General features: G+C 59.3%; 13 protein-coding genes. 5 read left to right on the top strand and 8 right to left on the bottom strand.

Translation table 11 applies throughout. The features are described 5' to 3' along the window. Nucleotides 1-102: 102 nt before the first annotated feature. The 5 genes from ACP3PW_RS13535 to ACP3PW_RS13515 all read right to left on the bottom strand — a co-directional run bounded on the left by ACP3PW_RS13535 (nt 103) and on the right by ACP3PW_RS13515 (nt 7805). Nucleotides 103-1830, bottom strand: coding sequence for a Mur ligase family protein (locus tag ACP3PW_RS13535; protein ID WP_426417259.1), 1728 nt, complete (start codon nt 1828-1830; stop codon nt 103-105). Then, entirely contained in the window at nt 1831-4650 is a 2820-nt protein-coding gene (gene cphA / locus ACP3PW_RS13530; protein ID WP_426417258.1) for a cyanophycin synthetase, read from the bottom strand. 277 nt (nt 4651-4927) lie between these two features. Further along, the gene (locus tag ACP3PW_RS13525; RefSeq protein WP_426417257.1) at nt 4928-5749 is read right to left on the bottom strand and encodes a cyanophycinase; all 822 of its coding nucleotides are present in this window, start codon (nt 5747-5749) and stop codon (nt 4928-4930) included. Nucleotides 5750-5757: 8 nt separating this feature from the next. Next, nucleotides 5758-6960, bottom strand: a complete 1203-nt coding sequence (iadA, locus tag ACP3PW_RS13520; RefSeq protein WP_426417256.1) for a beta-aspartyl-peptidase — start codon at nt 6958-6960, stop codon at nt 5758-5760. 104 nt (nt 6961-7064) lie between these two features. Further along, complete coding sequence (locus tag ACP3PW_RS13515) at nt 7065-7805, bottom strand: TIGR01621 family pseudouridine synthase (protein WP_426417255.1); 741 nt, start codon at nt 7803-7805, stop codon at nt 7065-7067. A gap of 226 nt (nt 7806-8031) precedes the next feature. On the opposite strand from ACP3PW_RS13515, the gene ACP3PW_RS13510 reads away from it, so the two are divergent. Both ACP3PW_RS13510 and ACP3PW_RS13505 read left to right on the top strand, forming a co-directional pair. Continuing rightward, complete coding sequence (locus ACP3PW_RS13510; RefSeq protein WP_426417254.1) at nt 8032-8370, top strand: P-II family nitrogen regulator; 339 nt, start codon at nt 8032-8034, stop codon at nt 8368-8370. A gap of 174 nt (nt 8371-8544) precedes the next feature. Further along, a complete protein-coding gene (locus ACP3PW_RS13505; RefSeq protein ID WP_426417253.1) occupies nt 8545-9852 on the top strand; it encodes an ammonium transporter in 1308 nt (435 codons plus the stop codon). 430 nt (nt 9853-10282) lie between these two features. Here the strand turns inward: ACP3PW_RS13505 and ACP3PW_RS13500 are convergent, their stop codons facing one another. Both ACP3PW_RS13500 and ACP3PW_RS13495 read right to left on the bottom strand, forming a co-directional pair. Further along, complete coding sequence (locus ACP3PW_RS13500) at nt 10283-11134, bottom strand: RluA family pseudouridine synthase (protein WP_426417252.1); 852 nt, start codon at nt 11132-11134, stop codon at nt 10283-10285. Nucleotides 11135-11815: 681 nt separating this feature from the next. Beyond that, entirely contained in the window at nt 11816-12835 is a 1020-nt protein-coding gene (locus tag ACP3PW_RS13495) for an AraC family transcriptional regulator ligand-binding domain-containing protein (protein WP_426417251.1), read from the bottom strand. A gap of 149 nt (nt 12836-12984) precedes the next feature. On the opposite strand from ACP3PW_RS13495, the gene ACP3PW_RS13490 reads away from it, so the two are divergent. Both ACP3PW_RS13490 and ACP3PW_RS13485 read left to right on the top strand, forming a co-directional pair. Then, nucleotides 12985-14592, top strand: coding sequence for a GMC family oxidoreductase (locus ACP3PW_RS13490; RefSeq protein ID WP_426417250.1), 1608 nt, complete (start codon nt 12985-12987; stop codon nt 14590-14592). A gap of 68 nt (nt 14593-14660) precedes the next feature. Beyond that, complete coding sequence (locus ACP3PW_RS13485) at nt 14661-16262, top strand: acetolactate synthase large subunit (RefSeq protein WP_426417249.1); 1602 nt, start codon at nt 14661-14663, stop codon at nt 16260-16262. A 39-nt stretch (nt 16263-16301) separates the two neighbouring features. Here the strand turns inward: ACP3PW_RS13485 and ACP3PW_RS13480 are convergent, their stop codons facing one another. Beyond that, nucleotides 16302-18041, bottom strand: a complete 1740-nt coding sequence (locus ACP3PW_RS13480) for an ABC-ATPase domain-containing protein (RefSeq protein WP_426417248.1) — start codon at nt 18039-18041, stop codon at nt 16302-16304. A gap of 139 nt (nt 18042-18180) precedes the next feature. Between ACP3PW_RS13480 and ACP3PW_RS13475 the strand changes: the two genes are divergently transcribed. After that, nucleotides 18181-19317: a succinylglutamate desuccinylase/aspartoacylase family protein gene (locus ACP3PW_RS13475; RefSeq protein WP_426417247.1), complete on the top strand. Its 1137-nt coding sequence runs from the start codon at nt 18181-18183 to the stop codon at nt 19315-19317. Nucleotides 19318-19332 lie beyond the last annotated feature (15 nt).

The following is a 19332-nucleotide window of genomic DNA, read 5'->3' as shown; positions in this document are numbered from 1 at the left end:
TCTACTAAAGATCCTTGATGGGACTACCCCTATCTCCATCAATACCTACTTCCATCAATACCAATCTCCGCTAATAGCAGCCTCGACACTGCGGCGGCTCCGTTACTTCACCGCGGCATTTAACAACTCGATAATCTGCTCCCGATCAGACAGCGCCAGCAACAGGGCAAGGTCGCCGGGTTGCAGTTGCCCGACAATGAGTTGCGCCCCCTCAAGCGGGCTTTGGGCGATACGAATATGGTCTTCGGGGAAACCCTGGTTAACGGCGGCTTGGGCAATCAAACGCGGTACCTCTCCCGGCTCGCGCCCCCGCAGGTAGATCTCCAGTTCAGCAACGACAAACACGTCAGGCTTCATTGCCAGCGCTGTCTCGGTCGATTGCTGTATCTCATGATCGCTGCGATCACCCGCCATACTCAACATCAGAAATTTTCGCGATGCTGGCATATGGGCGATGGTCGAGGCCATCGCCTGCATACTGTGTACGTTATGAGCAAAATCCATCACCACCCGCGCGCCATTAACTTCAAACTGGTTACCCCGGCCCGGATTATCCTCGACACTGCTGGAGAACTGCTGCAACGCCTCGGCAATGACGCTGTTGCTGAGCCCCATACTCTTCGCGACACCAATCGCCCCCAAGGCATTCAAAATGTTATGGCGTGCGGCGCCGTTAAGCGTCATCGGGATATCATCCACCGCAATAATCGCCGACTCGATACCTTCGCCCGGGTCACTGTATACCAGTTGCCCATCGTGCACGAAGCAGGTTGCACCCCCGCGCGCACGGTGGGATTTGAGCATGGGATTGGCGTCATCAAGGGAGAACCAACACAACCGAACACGCAGCGTCGATGCCAGCGCCAGTAACTGTTCATCATCGGCGTTGAGCACCAGCATGCCATCCCCATCAAGGGCCTTGGCCACCACCGCCTTGGCTTGCGCCAACGCCTCAATGGTGTTGATGCCGTATTGGCCCAGGTGGTCTTCTGCAATATTGGTGATCAGCGCCGCATCGACTCGATCAACCGGTAATCCTCGCCGCAGTATACCTCCGCGAGCCACCTCCAAAATCGCAACCTCGGTGTCGGGATGACGTAATAACATACGCGCACCGCCTGGCCCCGAGTAGTCTCCGTAATCGAGAATGCTCTCCCCGACACGAATAAAATCAGTTGAAGTGACACCACAGCAGCGACCCGCCTTTGCCATCATCTGCGACAGGATACGGACACTGGTGGATTTGCCGTTAGTGCCTGTCACCATCGCCAGCGGGATCGGTTTAAAGCTCGACCATTTCAGTTCAACCGGATCGGGTAATGCCTGCACCGGCCATACCCGGACGTGGGCTCCGTAACCCAGGGAAAACTCATCATCATCGCTCAACCAGGGCACACCAAGACGTTGGGCCTCGGCAACCAGTTCCAGTAACGCCGGATTCTGCTCCTCGACAATCGCACCACGCAAACGCTCGATTGCGCACTCCAGACTCTCCTCCCGGGGTAGCCCGCATAACTCGGAATAGGTGATCTCCCATGCGGTTTCGTTGATATCGCAAGCGGCATAAAGCGCATCAAGGGGCGCGCTCACCCCCAGGCTAACCCCATCCTCAAAGATGCGATAACAGGTCGTTTCAGCATGCCATCCAAGGCGGGCGAGAAGGTGACGGACCACCGTCTGCCAATGCTCCACAACACGATCTTTGCTCATGTTGCGAACAAAACCATCAAGCATAGACCCCGGCTTATCCCACAGCAGGCTCTTGCCCGTCAGCCGCCGCACATCATCCAGTATAAGCTCCGGGCTCAATACAGAATCACCATCGCTCATTTAATCGCTCTCTTCGTCGACTTCAGAAACGACGCGTACACCCCGCTCATCACGCACGATCTTCATCCCCGTCTCCAGCACAAAGGGGTCCGGATCATTGCTATCGAGCATCGACACCACGGTCTGTAACGGTTTCATCTCAGGCTCCACCGGCGCGCTCGCCTTCCCATTAAAGTGGATAATCTGCTTCCAGCAACGGGTAATGGCGTCTCCGAAAATGATCACCAGATCATCAAGAGCCGCCCGATTAAGTGCCTCATCGACCGCTTCGACTTCATCGGCTATCACCAATATATTGTCGTCGCTGATTCCCTGGGCGCGCAGCCCCGCCGCCATAATATTGGGTACCTCATCCACCCCTCGACCACGGCGATCGTCATCCGCTTTACATATATAAAGGTCAAAGTGACCCGCTGCCGCTTTGGCAATCCCTTCCAGATCCTCGTCCCGACGGTCACCGGGGCCTGCGATAACCACAATTCGCTTACCCGGCACCTCCAGCTTGCTGGCCAACTCGCTCATATAGCGAACCCCATCGGGGTTGTGGGCGTAGTCAAGAATCACCCGGAATGGATGCTCGTCGTACACATTCATTCGACCCGGCGCCTGGAAGAAGGTCGTGTTAAAGGTACGCAGTCCATGCTGGATATGCTCGTTCGACTTTCCAAGGCTGTAGGCCAGCGCAGCAGCAAACATCGCATTTTGTACGTTGTGGGTAGCCTTGCCCTCGAGAGTGGCCGGAATCAGGTGGGTCCACAGCAACGGTATATGTGCTCCGTTGTCGAAAATGGTGATCATCTCACCGTTAATGCCCCTCTCCAGCACCACCGCGCGGCCACCTGCACGAATATGTTCGCGTACCAGTCCGTGGCCGGTATTCATCGTAACGTAACAGAGGTTTTTGGCCTGGGTATGCTCGGCCATTTTCAAACACTGGGGATCATCGGCATTAAGCACGGCGGTATCTTTGGCGACCTCCACTACAATACGCTTGATCTCTGCGAGCTGGTCCAGGGTATCGATCCCTTTCATGCCCAGGTGATCAGGCTGCACGTTCAAGCAAGCGGCGACGTCGCTTTCACGGTAACCCAGGCCCGAGCGTAAAATTCCTCCTCGGGCCGTCTCCAGTACCGCCACATCGACCGAGGGATCACGCAATACAATCTGCGACGATACGGGACCGGTCATATCCCCCTTCACCGACAGCTGGCCATCCACGTAGACACCATCGGTCGAGGTCATACCGACATTGTGGCCAGCAGTTTTGAGGATATGGGCCAGCATCCTCGACGTCGTGGTTTTGCCGTTGGTGCCGGTGATACCGGCAATAGGAATGCGAGACGGCGAGCCTTGCGGAAACAGCATCTCCATCACCTTACCGGCCACATCCCGGGGTTTACCCTCGCTGGGTGCGACATGCATGCGAAACCCTGGCGCGGCATTAACTTCGACAATTCCGCCGCCAATCTCCTTATAGGATTGGGTGATATCGGCGGTGAGAAAATCTACTCCTCCTACGTCAAGACCGACTGCCCGCACGGCCCGCTCGGCCATGGCGATGTTGTCGGGATGGGTGACGTCGGTCATATCGATAGCGGTGCCTCCAGTGGAGAGGTTTGCTGTCGAGCGCAGATAAAATAGTTCGCCCTCCGCCAGCACCGATGCTTCGGTATAACCGGCCTCGGCCATCAAACGCAACGCCTGTGCATCGAGCTCCAGCTGGGTTAACACTTTCTCGTGCCCCACCCCTCGGCGTGGATCCTGGTTCACCTGTGCCACCAACTCGGAGATGGTGCTGCTGCCATCACCTATTACATGCCCTGGCACACGCTTGGCAACCGCCACCAACTCTCCGTTCACCACCAACATCCGATGGTCGAGTCCGGTCAGGAAAGACTCCACCAACACCGCGCGGCTGGTGCCATGCTCGCGGGCATGGGAGAACGCGGTTTTGACCTCCTCGTCACTGGAGAGGTTGATCGAGACGCCGCGACCATGATTGGCATTGAGGGGTTTCAGAACCACCGGATAACCGACACGCCTGGCGGCGCTGCACGCCTGACTCTCGGAATACACCATTCGCTGCTGCGGTACCGGCAAACCGAGATCGTTCAACAGGTTGTGGGTATCCTCCTTGTCGCAGGAGATCTCCACGGCGATGTGGTTGGTTTGGCTGGTGATGGTCGCCTGAATGCGTTGCTGGTACTTACCGTGTCCAAACTGCACCAGGCTGTATTGGTTCAGGCGCAGCCAGGGAATGTTCCGCTCCTCCGCCGCATTAACCAGCGACTGGGTGCTGGGACCAAACTCCTTGCGCTGCGCAAAGCGGATAAAATCGGACAGCTCTTCGCTGAAATCGAAGGATTCCTCCACTCGGGTGTCAACCTGCGCCCTGATGTCGGCGGGCATCAAGGACACCAACAGTTTCCTCGCCAGCGTAGCGGCCTCCAAACCTACATCACGCTGCTTGTACTGAAAAACCATGTTGTATTGGCCTTCCACCCCGGTGCCCCGGGTCTTGCCAAAAGTCACTTCCGAGCCCGCCATGCACTGGAGCTCAAGGGTCACGTGTTCCCAGATATGGGCGATCCAGGTGCCCTCATCCTCCTTTAGGCGGCGGATAAAACCACCCGGCTCTCCGTAGGAGCACCCGTGCTCCTGCAATCCGGGTAGCGCCGTAATGAGGCCCTGAATAAACGCTGCCCCCAGTTTTACCGATGGATACTGCTCCAAAACACCCAGGTTAACGACATGGCGGATGACCGGGAAATGAGCATATACATTGGGTCCAACGTACACATTTGAGGAGATAATTTTCATCGAAACTTCCTAATTCCTGGCCAGAGCACTCCATTGCTTTCAAGCATCCTGACAGCCACCGATACCATGACCCAAGACGGGGGGTCATTTCCTTGAAACATTTTATGATAACTAAATAGATAACAAACCCGCTTAAATTGCCACCATAACCATGAGCTTTTTTCTTGGATGGTGCCCTATCAAGTCGGCCTGATAGCCCGAAGCGGGAAAAAATTGCGGCCCGATAGTCACTACCGAGCCGCAAGGTCTGAGACAGATGAGTCTGAGACAGATAGGTTTAGGCGGGTGTCGCCTGGCGGGTTGCAAGGCAATACTTGGCGCCACGACTGAGCATGTGCAGCTTTAAACCGATCAGGGTGATCGAATCATTGGAGCTCGCTTCGGCCATCGAGCTGTGCTCCAGCTCGGAGGGGTCCACGACAGTAATGCTGCCACTGCCCACGACCTCCAATACGTCATCCGGGCCAATAAAGGCCGCCGTGTCCTCGCAAATGCCAAGGCCTGATGCGAATGGGTTATAGGAGACCGCCGTCAATAACCTGCCCAACCGGTTACGCTGGCTGAAATGCTGATCCAGTATTACCTTATTGATCAACCCCATCCCCGGCGCAAAGGTAACCCCCTGCTCATTGGGCAGTGCTCCCGAGGGACCTCCGGCGATCATATGCTCGGGCATAATGGCCGCCCCGGCGGAGGTACCCGCGACATGAACGCCAACGGCGTTGAGTCTCCGAATACTTTGGGCAACCGCTGTGCCCCCCAAAATGGTCGAGAGACGCAGCTGATTGCCTCCGGTCATAAAAATACCGGTCGCGCTGGCTAATGCCTCCAGATATTCGGGCAACGCAGCATCTTCACGGGTGCGAATGGGCAGGGACACGGCACTCTCTACTCCCAGCTCCGCGAAGACCGCCTCGTAATTGGGGCCGGTTTCCTCGAGCATGGATGCCGTTGGGATGATGGCGATACGAGCGGCGTCTCCGCCACAGAGCTCGACAAAGCGCTGCAAAACCACCGGGTCATTGATACGCTCTTCCCCTCCGCCGATGGGAATGACAAAGCCCCGTTGCTGGCCCTCATCTACTTTCGCTGGACACATAACTACCTCTATTCAAAAGTTCCGCGTATTACCGTCATTCCATTGCGTTTGTGCCAGTGTCCCTTGGCCATCACATCGGTAATTTCATTGTTGGCATTTAACAACACCAGATCCGCATCGTATCCACAGGCGATGCGTCCCTTGCCCTTAAGTCTTAACAGGTTCGCCACATTAGTGCTTAACATGGGGGCAATAATCTCCATCCCCAACCCCATTTGCAACGCTGCTTGCAGGGTTTCGTGCAGCGTCGCCGCGCGACCGAAATCCATATGCTGCAGCTGGCCATGGGAATCGAAGCAGGGCAAACAGCCGCCGCCATCCGAGCTCAGGGTTATTCGGTCCAGGGGCAGGCCACGATTCACCGCCAATGCGATCGCATCAACCGCTTCGAGTCCCGGCGCCGCCGATCCTTTGGGGAAGGCCGTAATATCTATATAGCCACCCAGGTCGAGTAGCTTGCAGCTATCGTCGAACAACGCTGGGTTGCGATTCACGTGGGTCGGATTAAATACCCGGGCGGGCAGCTCTGTTTCACGAATCGCCCGTTCAATGATTTCCAGGCGCCGCTCGCCATCCCCCAGATGAAAATGAATAACACCGGCTTTTCCGGTCAATAGCCCAGCGACGTGTGCTTCACTGGCCAGGCGAACAACCTCTTCATAGGTCGGCTGGCTCGAACGATGGTCACTGATCGCAAACTCACCGATGCCAAGCACCGGTTCCAGGTAGACGATATCCGTTTTGGCGCTTCCGGTCAGGGTCGTCAAGGGATAATGATAACCACCCGTCCAGCAATACGCTGACATCCCCTCCTCGCGCAAACCGTACACTCTCGCCAACAGGTTTTCGGTGCCACGAGTCGTATCATCGGTGCCCAACAAACCCACCACCGTCGTCACTCCAACGCCGGTAAAATCCGTCAGCGGTACCGGTGGCACCTGGGTAGCAAACCCTGCTTCTCCGCCGCCGCCGGTAATATGGGCGTGACCATCGATAAAACCGGGTAACGCAGTGGCGCCCTCGCAATCCACCACCTCGACATTCCAGCCCGTTGGCAACGCCGGGGCTGTGGTCTCCGATGGATCCAGGATAGCGCTTATTTTGCCACCGGCGACCAACAGGTCCTTAACTCCAAGGGCCTGGGGCGCAAAGAGGTTGGCATTTTTTAGTAAAGAGATCATGGGTATCGTCACATATCGGCTCACTATCACCCCGAAATCCATCTGTGAGCCTGGGGCTCGGGGAGCATAACCCGCCTATTTCTCAACAATCAATCTGCACGGCGCCATTCGGCGTCTATATCGTAAAAAAACTGCTACTCACCCCGATTTTGGTGGCCGGCGCTTTTTGTAGCCTTCTCTGCCCGGGGGGAAATCCTGGGCCATGATAGCTCCCAGGGAGCCGACCACTGCGCGATCTGCTCACGGCACCCGGGCTGCTGAAACTCTGCCCCCAACGCAGGCGGTAGTACAAAGCTCAATGACTCCCCCTGCCATTCAAATCGCAGTGCATAGGCATGAAGGTAACCCCGATCACTACCGTCGGCCTCGGCTCGATCGGCGTAGCGCCCGTCGCCTAACACCGGGGCCCCGAGGCTTTTCATCGCCACCCGGATCTGGTGGGTCTTGCCGGTAGCGGGTTTCAATAAGAACAGGCGACGCTTCTCTCCAACCGAAGCGCTGAAAAACTGGGTGATAGCCGGGTTAGCGCGGGTTTTATCCAGTTTCCAGCTGCCTCGGCGGGCACGGCTCATATCGCCACTAACCAACCCCTGCTTGCGGGTCGGCTTGCGCGCCGACAGGGCGAGGTAGAATTTTTCAATGCGGTGTTCACGAAACAGCGCGGCCAGCCCGGCAGCCGCCTCGTGGTTGCGTGCCAGCAGCAGCAAGCCTGATGTGATGCGATCGAGACGGTGCACCAGATAAAGCTTCTGCTCTCCCTGCTCACGAGCGATACGTGCCACCAACCCCTCGGGACCGTCATCACGGTGCACGCTGATACCGGCACGCTTGTCGATCAACAGAAAATCCGGGTGTTGGTGCAACAGTTGATACATGGGAATCACAAGGCTCAAAAAAGGGGCATTATCCCCCGCCTGCCCCGCCTTGCCCAGCACTGCTGGTTGAGTTTTTTAGTCGCTAGCGCCAGAATAGCCGGTGTTCGCGCAGCGTGCGCAGAATGCACCGAAAACGCACCAAAACCGCACCACATCAGTGCATTTAGCACCATTTGAGTGCAATTTCGCTGAAAAAGACACTGAAGACCATTGGGGGAACCAGCAGATGAAAATGATTACCGCCGTGATCAAGCCGTTCAAGCTTGACGATGTTCGCGCCGCCCTGTCCGATATCGGCATTAAGGGCATGACCATCGAGGAGGTCAAGGGGTTTGGCCGTCAAAAGGGCCACACCGAGCTGTACCGGGGAGCCGAGTACGTTGTCGACTTCCTGCCCAAGGTCAAGCTACAGATCGCTGTCGACGAAGATGTACTGGAGCAAGCGATTGAGGCGATCCAGTCCTCTGCCTGTACCGGAAAGATCGGCGACGGCAAGATCTTTGTCAGCGCGCTGGAGCAGGTAATCCGCATCCGTACCGGCGAATCCGGCCCGGAGGCTCTGTAATAACATAGTCTCAGGGCTACGCCACAGATCACCGGAACCGGACGCGTCGCACCGCGCGATGACGACATAACCATACTCATACTGCCCGTTCCGGCATGGGTCGAACACTGATGGTTCGCCCCCTATAACCTAAAGAGCCATGGAAGCGCCTCAAAAGTGCCTTAGGAGAAAAAGATGTCGATCACACGAACCGGTGGCCTGCTCGCCACCCTTGTCGCGCTCTGTGCGCTCCCTTTACCCGCGATGGCTGACGAGCTGAGTAGTGGCAACACCGCCTGGATCCTCACCGCAACCGCCCTCGTTCTGTTTATGACCCTGCCCGGTCTATCGCTTTTCTACGGTGGGCTGGTGCGCACCCGCAACGTGCTGTCCGTGCTGATGCAGTGCTTTGCCATCGCCTGTATGGCATCACTGCTGTGGATGATCATCGGCTACAGTCTGGCATTTACTGATGGAGGCGGTGCCAACGGTTTTATCGGCGGACTGGATCAGGTGTTCTTCGCCAACATCGCAGAAAATACCCTCTCCGGCGATATTCCCGAGTCCCTGTTCGCCATGTTCCAGATGACCTTTGCCATCATCACCCCGGCCCTGATCGTCGGCGCCTTCGCCGAACGCATACGCTTCTCCGCTATGTTGCTGTTCAGCGGAGCCTGGTTGCTACTGGTCTACGTACCCATTACCCACTGGGTATGGGGTGGCGGCTGGCTGGCTGAAATGGGCCTGCTCGACTTCGCCGGCGGTACCGTAGTGCACGTCACGGCGGGTATCGGTGCACTGGTCTTTGCCCTGGTGGCCGGTAACCGCAAAGGGTTTGGCACCACCGCTATGCCACCCCACAACATGACCATGGTGGTGACCGGTGCCGGTATGCTATGGGTGGGCTGGTTCGGCTTCAACGCCGGCAGCGCCCTGGCCGCCAACGGTGACGCCGCCATGGCGATGCTGGTAACCCATATCTCCGCAGCAGCAGGCTCCCTCACCTGGATGGCGATGGAGTGGATCAAGCACGGTAAACCCTCAGTGCTGGGTATCGTGACCGGCATGGTGGCGGGCCTCGGCACCATCACCCCCGCCTCGGGCTATGTCGGCCCCGGTGGCGCGCTGATTATCGGCATTAGCGCGGGTATCGTCTGCTACTACATGACCCAGGCGATCAAGCAAAAGTGGAAGATCGACGACTCCCTCGATGTCTTCCCGGTGCACGGCGTCGGTGGCATTTTAGGCACGCTAATGGCGGGTATCTTCGCCTCTAGCGAGCTGGGTGTATTCAGCGGCCAAGGACTGAACGAGGGCATGACCATCATCAGCCAGCTGGGTGTACAGGCCGTCGGCGTACTGGCGACCGCCACATACACCGCCGTCGTTACCCTGCTGATCATGAAGCTGGTCAATGCATTCGTTCCCCTGCGTGTCAGCCTCGACGAAGAGACCGAAGGTCTCGACCTGGTGCTGCACGATGAGCGTGGTTACGACCTGTAATCGCAGCGCTCAGGGGTTCAGAACCCGCCCCAAAAACCAACAAACCCCGACCTTTGGGTCGGGGTTTGTTGGTTTTTGGGGGATCGATTTTTTTTCAGCCGGGCTCGCCCCGCGGGACGGCTTAGGGGGCACGCTGTGGGTCGGGATTCAGCCCAACACCGGAAAATTGCTGGCACAGGCAAGCACAGCGCTGCGGGTTGGCTTTGCAGCGAACTGCGAATTAACGCAACGCAAACCCTCCTGTCGCACCCGCGTAGGCTGTTAGATAGAAACCACTCTCTAAAATATCTGTCTGTCGTACCCGCGCAGGCGGGTACCCAATAGCTTCAGGTTCGGAAGCCGCTGCGCCGGTGTGGGGCTTTGCCTTGCAAATGGATTGGCGGGTTTCGCCCCCCGGATGCCGGCTAAGAGGAGGACACCGCCAAAACACCTACTTCAATAGCGCCAGGAAATCCTCTGGTGGCTGGGTTTCAAACACCAATGGTTTGGATGCACCCGGTTTTGTGATACTCAGCCGCAACGCGTGCAGTCCCATGCGCCCGCCTTCCGTTCCGTAGCGTTGGTCACCCACGACCGGGTACCCGAGCCATGCGAGGTGGGCGCGTATTTGATGCTGGCGGCCGGTTTCCAGCTCTACCCGTAACAGGCTTCGCTTACCCTCGCTGCGTTCGGTCGTGAAATGGGTAATGGCGCGTTTCGCTTCCGGATGCTCTCCGACGTGCATCTGATAGATCACCGGATCCAGGCGCAGGGGTTGGTTGATGGTGCCTCCCGCAGGTTTTGGGCACCCTTCGACGATCGCCAGGTAGGTTTTCTCCGCAGACTCCCAACCCTTCATTACTGCCTCGCGCATCTCGCGGGAGGTAGCAAACAGCAACACACCCGAGGTGTCACGATCGATACGGTGTACCGGCCACAGTTTTACCGGTTTGGAGCGGCGCGATAGCTGATCACGCAATATTCCCAACGCGTGCTGCGCCTTGTCCTTGGGGGACGCCACCGACAACAATCCGGCGGGCTTGTTGATGGCGATCAGGTCCCTGTCCTCATAGAGAATATCGAGTTTGGGTCGTGTCGCACTAATGCCCTGGGAGGACGCCGCGACATTCACCCGGTCACCCTCTACCAGCCCATGATCATGGCGGGTCACCTGCTGGTCGTTCACGGTCACGCAGCCCGTTTTCAGGCGCTGTTTGATGGTGCTACGCGACCACCCCTGTAGTTTGGCAATGAGGAACGGCATCAGCTCCGAGCTCGCGTTAGCCGTATATTTATCTGACATGGGGATCGCCTTTTGAGGGGTGTGTTTGCGCGCAAAAGTAGGGGTGCCCTGCAACACTGGGGTCGTCTGATCCTAAGCGTTTGCACAGTACCGGAGGAAATACGCCGTCATCGACAACGGACTTGGGCTGGACGTCGCTAAAGTGCCACTTAACCCGCTTGAATTCCATCGTTTTCGCGCCAATAGGGCGAAAAAATAGAGGCATCAACGCTGGGACGCTATGGGTCCCCACGCAGAGCATCGTTGCGCTGCGCCGCCCCCTGTCGTCATACACCCGTAGGCGGGCATCCAATGGTCAGGTACTGACCGGTGGGTCGGGCTTTAGCCCGACAGCTCTGTGCTTGCTTGGAGGGAGCGGCTACGCCGCGTTGGGCTTTGCGTCGCAAAGAAGGTTGACGGGACTCGCCCCGTCGGGCGACTTCATTGCTTTGCACGCGGCAAAGAAACGGAAGCAAAGAAAGCGCGCCCCCACTTCACCGGCCTTCGGCTGCACTGCGCCGCAGCTTTCGGTATCGGGCGTTCCCAGCGGGCCTCCTGCCCGCACGGAACGGCTCGACATCCCTGTCTCGCCCCTTCGGGCCTTAATCGATACCGAGAACAGCGCCTTGTCGGTTCAGAGGGGGGCCCCTCGAGGCGCCCTGCTCATTGACCCATTGCGCAGTGAACCCACCCCAAGCAACCCTACCCCCGTCCCTCCCTCCAGCGCTTACGCCAACCCTGGGGAGATACCCCCTGCCAGCGTTTGAAACTGCGACTGAACACCGACAGCTCTGCGAACCCAAGGTTGAGGGCAAGGTCGGTGAGGCTGATCGATGAGTTTTGCAAGTGTTGCAGGGCGATCTGCTCGCGTGATTCACGCAACACCTGACCAAAACTCAGGCCCTGCCGCTGCAAACGCTTTTGCAATAGACGCGGATGCAGCCCGAGTGCGGCGGCGCAGCGATCCAGTGAACACTCACCACTGGGTAGCAGATTGCTGATGGAGTAGCGCAGTTGTAACAACAGGTCGTTGGGATAAACCGACTCCAGGTAATCCAGTTGGCGCTGCAGGTGCTGGCTCAGATGCTCCTCGTCGCGCAGGGGCGCGGCCTCCATCCAGGCCGCTGGAAACTCCACCGCATTCACCTCTTTGGAAAACAGAACTGGCGGGTGGCCGAAGGGCTGTTCACCATGGCGCCCATCCATCCCAACGGGCTGGGTGACCCAAACCTCGTAGTCGTCATTTTGGCCCCCACACAGGTCCATCAGGCTACGATGGAGCACTCCCAGGCTCAGCTGCATCAACTGCAAGGTGCCCCGTGGACTTTTGAACTCAAACGCAATCGCTACCTGTTGGCGAGCGCTGCTGCCGGGTGAGCTGCGTTGAAGGGTGCTGATGCCGCTGGCGTGCAGGTGCACGTGGCGCAGCATCACCTCGATGGCCGCTGCCCGGGTGGGTTCCTGGGCGGCACGCAGTACCAACTCTCCCAGCACAGAGTGACGCTGCAGGCGTGACAACTCAAAACCAAACCAGGGGTAGTCACAACTTTCTGCGGCGCGCTCCATGAGCTCGGCAACCCGTGGATAGGCGAGGTAGGCGTCGGGCTGGCGCAACAGTGCACTGCTTAGCCCCTGCTCTGCCAGCAACGCCGCGGGATTGGCTCCGAATCGGGCCACCAGCGCTTCGAACCCCTGCAGGGCACCACTGCGTACCAGATACATACCCTCTCCTCCGCCATATTCGTGATAGGTCAAATCCGCTTCGTGAAAAGTCAAACATAGCAGAGATCGGGCTGCTAGAGTAGATACTCTAATAACAGGTATCCTAATAACAATAATGCGGCCATTGAGCCGTTACGCGGAGCCCCTTGATGACCAACAACCACTTCGACTACATTATCGTCGGTGCCGGATCGGCGGGCTCCGTGCTTGCCAACCGACTCTCTGCCGACCCGGCCAACCGAGTCTGCCTACTAGAGGCCGGCCCTACTGATAAATCCTTCGTCGTTCAGACCCCGATGGGGGTGATCGCGCTGATGCAAAGCAAAACCCGCAACTGGCTCTACAACACGACGGCTCAACCGACCCAGCACAATCGCGAGATCTTCTGCCCCCGGGGCAAGATGCTCGGTGGCAGCAGCTCGGTCAACGCCATGGTCTACATCCGCGGCAATAAGTGGGACTACGACCACTGGGCCTCGCTGGGCAACGAGGGCTGGAGTTACGAGGAGGTGCTGCCCTACTTCCGCGCCACCCAGAACCAGGAGCGCGGTGCGAGCCAATACCACGGCGTCGGCGGCGGACTCAATGTCGCCAACAGCCGCTCCGAACACCCCATCGGCAAGGCCTTTATCGAGGCGGGTAAGCAGGCGGGTTACCCCTACAACGACGATTTCAACGGCGCCGAGCAGGAGGGCATCGGGGCCTATCAGGCCACCCAGATTAATGGCGAACGCTGCAGCGCGGCGCGGGGGTTCCTGCACCCGGTGATGGATCGCCCCAACCTGACCGTTCACACAGCCGCCCGAGCCCAACGCATTTTATTTAAGGATAAACGTGCAACCGGTATCGAAGTACAGATCAAGGACCAAATCCACTGTCTTTACGCCGACAAGGAGTTAATCCTCAGTGGCGGTGCCTTCAATTCACCCCAGCTACTGCTGCTCTCCGGCATCGGTCCTGCCGAAGAGCTCGCCAGGCACGGCATCGAGCCGATTCAAAAACTGCCCGGCGTGGGCCAGAACCTGCAGGAGCACATTGATGTGGTGTCGGTGGTGAAGAGCCGTACCGCCGGCCCCTTCGGCCTGCACCCCTCCAGCTGGTGGTACGCAACCAAGGAGCTGTGGCGTTACATCACCCAGCGCCGCGGATTCTTCAGCACCATCTTCGTGGAGACCGGTGGTTTCATAAAATCCGAGCCCGACAAGAGCGTGCCGGACCTGCAGCTGCAGTTTATCCCCATGGCCATGGACGACCACGGCCGCAACCTGAAATACCTGCTGGTACGCGGTCTGTCGCTGCACAACTGCCTGCTGCGTCCCAAGAGTCGTGGCAGCGTGACCCTGGCCAGTAACGACCCCCAGGCCGACCCAAAGATCGACCTGAATATGCTCAGTGACCCCGAGGACCTGGCGACCATGATCAAGGCGGTGCGCATCAGCCGCGAGTTACTCAGTCAGCCGGCGATAAAACAGTGGAATGCCGAAGAGATCTTTCCCCGCGCCGACCAGCAAAGCGACGAGGAGATTGCCGAATTCCTGCGTGAAAAAGCCAACCATGTCTACCATCCCGTCGGCACCTGCAAGATGGGCAGCGATGAGATGGCGGTGGTGGATCAGCGCCTGCGAGTCCATGGCATCGAGGGGCTGCGCGTGGTGGATGCCTCCATCATGCCGACCCTGATCGGCGGCAACACCAACGCTCCCACTATTATGATCGGCGCCAAAGCCGCTGATATGATTCTCGAGGATAACGCCTAAACCGGCGCAACCCAAGCGAGCCCAACAAGAATAAAAAGCGCAATAACTGCAACAAAAAGGAGTTCAGCATGAGTCAGCAAAACGGTGCGGAGGCGATGCTCGCTTCCCTGATTGAGGCGGGTGTCGAGGTCTGCTTCGCCAACCCCGGCACCTCGGAGATGCAGATGGTGGCCGCCATGGACAAGGTCGAGGGTATGCGCCCGGTATTGGTGTTGTTCGAGGGGGTCGCCAGTGGTGCCGCCGATGGCTATGGCCGTATCGCCGGCAAGCCTGCTGCAACCATGTTGCACTTGGGCCCTGGCCTCTCCAACGCCATGGCCAATCTGCACAACGCCCGCCGCGCCCATACGCCGATGGTGAACCTGATCGGTGACCACACCAGCTCTCACGCCCAATTCGATGCGCCTTTGGCCTCGGACATCGTCGGCCAGGCCTCGACCGTCAATGACTGGGTGCGTGTTGCCGAATCTGCCGACGATCTTTCCAGCAGTGCGATGGCCGCCGTGCAAGCCTCGATGGAGGGGGCCGGCAAGGTCACCTCGCTGGTTGTCCCCGCCGATTGCGCCTGGACCCCGGTGAGCCAGCAGGCCAAGCCGCTGCCCACGCCGACCCGCGCCATTGTGGACAATAGTCGCATCGAGGAGATCGCCGAGCGACTGCGCGGCGGGGGCAATAACGCCCTGCTACTGGGGGGGATCGCGCTACGCAAACGGGGCTTGAACGCCGCCGGGCGTATTGCCAAAAAGCTGGGGATCCGGATTCTGGGTGAAACCTTTCCCGCCCGCTGGCAGCGAGGTGCCGGGCTGTTTAGCCCCGATACCGTCCCCTACCTGGCCGAGATGGCAATGGGGGCACTCAAGGGGCTGGATAATCTGGTATTGGTAGGCGCCAAGGCACCGGTGGCCTTCTTTGGCTACCCCAACCTGCCCAGCCGCCTGAGCGAAGAAACCACCGAACTACCGCAACTGGCCAGTGTCGATGAGGATATCGACGACGCACTAGAGAAGCTGGCCGACCTGCTGGGCGCCGTCGAGGCCCCCGACCTGCCCGAACGCTTTACGCCCCCTCCACCCCGCGCGGAACTGTGTCCGATGGGGGTGGGGTCCGTCATTGCCGAGCTGATGCCGGAAAACTGTATCGTCTCCGAGGAAGCGGTCACCGGCAGTTTTGGCTTCTACCCCATGACCCAGGGTGCCGCACCCCACGAGGTGCTAACCGTCACCGGCGGCTCTATCGGCCAGGGACTGCCCGTTGCGGTGGGAGCCGCACTAGCCGCGCCCGAGCGCAAGGTGCTCTGCCTCCATGGCGACGGCGGCGCCATGTACACCCCGCAGTCGCTGTGGTCCATGGCGCGGGAGAGTCTCGACATCACCGTGGTGATCTACAAGAACAACAGCTACGCCATCCTCAACCTCGAGCTGATGCGCACCGGGGCCAGCGGCCAGGCGGAACAGGCCAGGAGCCTGCTCGACCTGGAAAACCCCATCATCGACTGGGTCAGCCTGGCCCGGAGCATGGGGGTCAAGGCGAGCAGCGCCCGCACCGTGGCCGAATTCCGCGAACAGTTTGGCGAGGCGATGGCCGAGAGGGGCCCACGCCTGATCGAGGCCGAGTTGGTCGAAATGGATCTGTTGGCGGCTGTGGCGGCGATGGCCCAGCAACAAAAGTAGTGACGCGCGCTCCTTGTCATTTACGGAGCCGTGGATCACTCAATCGCCTGCACTCCCCAGGGTGCGCAGGCGATTGAGTGCAGCGATCAGCTCCTGCAAGCGCGGCATCGCCAGTACACCCTGAATGTAGGGAGGCAAGGGGTCGAGCCCCTGCTCGGCAGTGCGCGCCAGTAATTGACGTAACTCCCCCACCAGCTCACGTTCCACAGGCGCGGTCCCGACCCCTTCGCCACGGGCAAAGGCTTGCAGCAGATAACCGATCGCCAGCAGCTGCCCCTCATCCACCAGTTGTTCTACCCGGCTCAGGTCTATCTCCTCGGAACCCAGGCGTAGCAAACGGGTATCGAACGCCCTGACCTTATCGCGGTTGGCGATGGCTTCCGCCCGCAGGCGCCGTTTCCGTGATGCCGCCGCCAGAATCGGGGGCCGCGTGCCACGACAGAGGGTCGTGGAGGGATCAGCCAGCTCCCGAGCCCGCACACTCAGATCCCGTGGCAGATAATGATCCATCATCAGCACGCGGTCGGCGGCGGCGAAAAAGTCACCACTACCGCCCATCACCAACACCACGGAAACCCCCTCCCGGGACAGATCCGCTACTCGCTGAACCAGTGGCGTAATGGGTTCGCAAGCATCGCTCACCAGCGCCTGCATACGCTGATCCCGGATCATGAAATTGGTGGCGCAGGTGTCTTCGTCGAGCAGCAGGCAGCGACTGTCGCTGGCCAACGCCTCAATAATGTTGGCGGCCTGGGAGGTACTGCCACTGGCATTATCGGTATCGAACGCATCGGTTGATCGGCCCCCGGGTAGCTCGCCGATAAAGGGGCTGATATCCACCTGGCGGATGGAGCGACCATCCTCGGCACGAACTTTCATCGCGCCGCTGACGGTCACTACCCGCTCGCGGCCATCACCAGGGAGATGATCGTAGACACCCCGCTCCAGCGCGTGCAGTAGCGTCGACTTGCCGTGAAACCCGCCCCCCACGATCAAGCTGACACCTTCGGCCAGCCCCAACCCACGCACCACACCAGCGTCGGCCAGCTCCAGCTCAACGGCCAGGCTATCGGGAGCATACCAGGGCACAGCGCCCGCCAGCGGCCGATCGTCAATACCGCTGGCCCGAGGCAAAATCGCACCATCGGCCACGAATGCGACCAAACCCCGGGGGGCCAACTGAGCACGAAGGTGCTGCTGGTCCACCACCGACTGCACGTGTTGGAGCAACGCTGGCAAGTAGCGGTCGAGGGGCAATAGTACCGCCGCCACCAACTGCGGCAACTCTTCACACAACAGGCGTTGGGCCTGCCGCGCCGCCACCCGGCGGCCGTTAGCGGGTAAACCCACCTGGATGCGAATCTCAATGCCACCTACGCCAGCGCACTGGCCACGCTGGAGTAGCACGGCGTTGCGGCGCAGCACCTGCTGGCCATAGCGCGCCATGCGAATCACCCCGCTATTGCCCGACCCGCGCACGCGCCCTTGATGATTCTGCATCGCGGCTGACAGGCGCCGTCCGAGAAAATCTTCCACCGCGATCCGCTGAGCGGTCGTTTGTTGCAACGCTGCGGGAAGAGGTAGGGCCTCCTCGTCAATGTGCAGGCTGCAACGACTGGGATCAGCAAAGGGATCCCCCTGAACATGATCAACACTCAACTCGAACCCGCTCATGGTGTAACGGCCTTCAATGCGCTTGTAGGATTTATAACCCGCACCATCGATGGCACTAAGGCGCTGAAGCAACTGATCGGCGCTGGAAAGTTCGGAATGACTCATAATAACAATGGGTTCCGTTGCAAGTTCTGTATTTGTTCAACAAACCTTTGTATAGGCGGCATCGGGGCGCTTATACACTACCAATAACCCCTACCTGTATTATAGTGGCTCGTTGAACAACCCTGACCGGAGCCCTGCCATGAGTAAGTCGATTAGCCAGATTCCCCTGCTCTCCCCCTCGCTGGGAAGCGAGCGGTCACTCAAGGTGATTCGCTGGCAGGGTGGCGCAGGACCCATCACCTACTTGCAGGCGGCGTTACACGCAGACGAGTGGGGAGGCATCCACTGCCTGCATTACCTCGAGCCCCTGATCGACGACGCACTGGCGCGCGGCGAACTGTTGGGCACCATTGTTATGGTGCCCGTGGCCAACCCTATCGGGTTAGGGCAGCACCTGAACGGCTACACCATTGGCCGTTTCGATTTCGATTACAGCGGCAATTTCAATCGTAACTTCCCCCGTCTGGCACCGATGGCGATCCCTCTGCTGGAGGATAAACTGGGCAGCGATGCCGCAGAGAATGGGCGCCTGGTGCGTGCCACCCTGCGGGAGTGCCTCGACGACCTCAGCCCGCAGCTGGAAGCTGAGCTGCTCAAACAACGTCTGTTGGAACTATCGCTGGAGGCAGATATCGTGCTCGACCTGCACTGCGATAGCGAAGCGACCCTTCACCTCTACGCGAACCGGCGACACCAGCAAACCGCTGCAAAACTCGCCGCCTTTATCGCCTCACCGGTGCTGCTACTGGAAGAGTCTACCGAAGGTGCCCCCTTCGACGACGCCAATGCCGCCCCCTGGTGGCAACTGCAGGAGCAGTTTCCCGAGCACCCCATCGCCGACGGATGCTTCGCCTGCACGGTGGAGCTGCGCGGACGCACCGATGTCGATGCCGAGCTGGCCTCGCGCGATGCCGACGGTATTTACCGCTTCCTGCAGCAGCAGGGCGTGCTCGCGGGCGACCCCGGACAACCCGAGCCGCTGACCGCGGGCACCCCACTGGACGGACTGGACGCCGTTAAAGCGCCCCAGGCGGGTCTGGTGGAGTACTGCAAGGCGGTCGGGGATCTTATCGAGGAGGGTGAGCGCGTAGCCTGGATCGTTAACCCCTACGCCGATACCCACCATAGCCAACGAGTACCGGTTTACGCCAAGACCCCGGGCATTCTCTTTGCGCGCCGACGGGACAAAATGACCCGCCCCGGGCACACAGTCGCCAAGATCGCCGGCACCCACTCCCTGGCCTTCCGCAAGGGCGGCAAACTACTGGAGTATTGAGAACGGTTCTTGATA

This window comes from Aestuariirhabdus sp. LZHN29 (assembly GCF_049985285.1).
In the GTDB taxonomy this organism is placed as follows: Bacteria; Pseudomonadota; Gammaproteobacteria; order Pseudomonadales; family Aestuariirhabdaceae; genus Aestuariirhabdus.
Note: the sequence above shows the minus strand (reverse complement) of the source record. Positions and strands in the feature narration are given on the sequence as shown.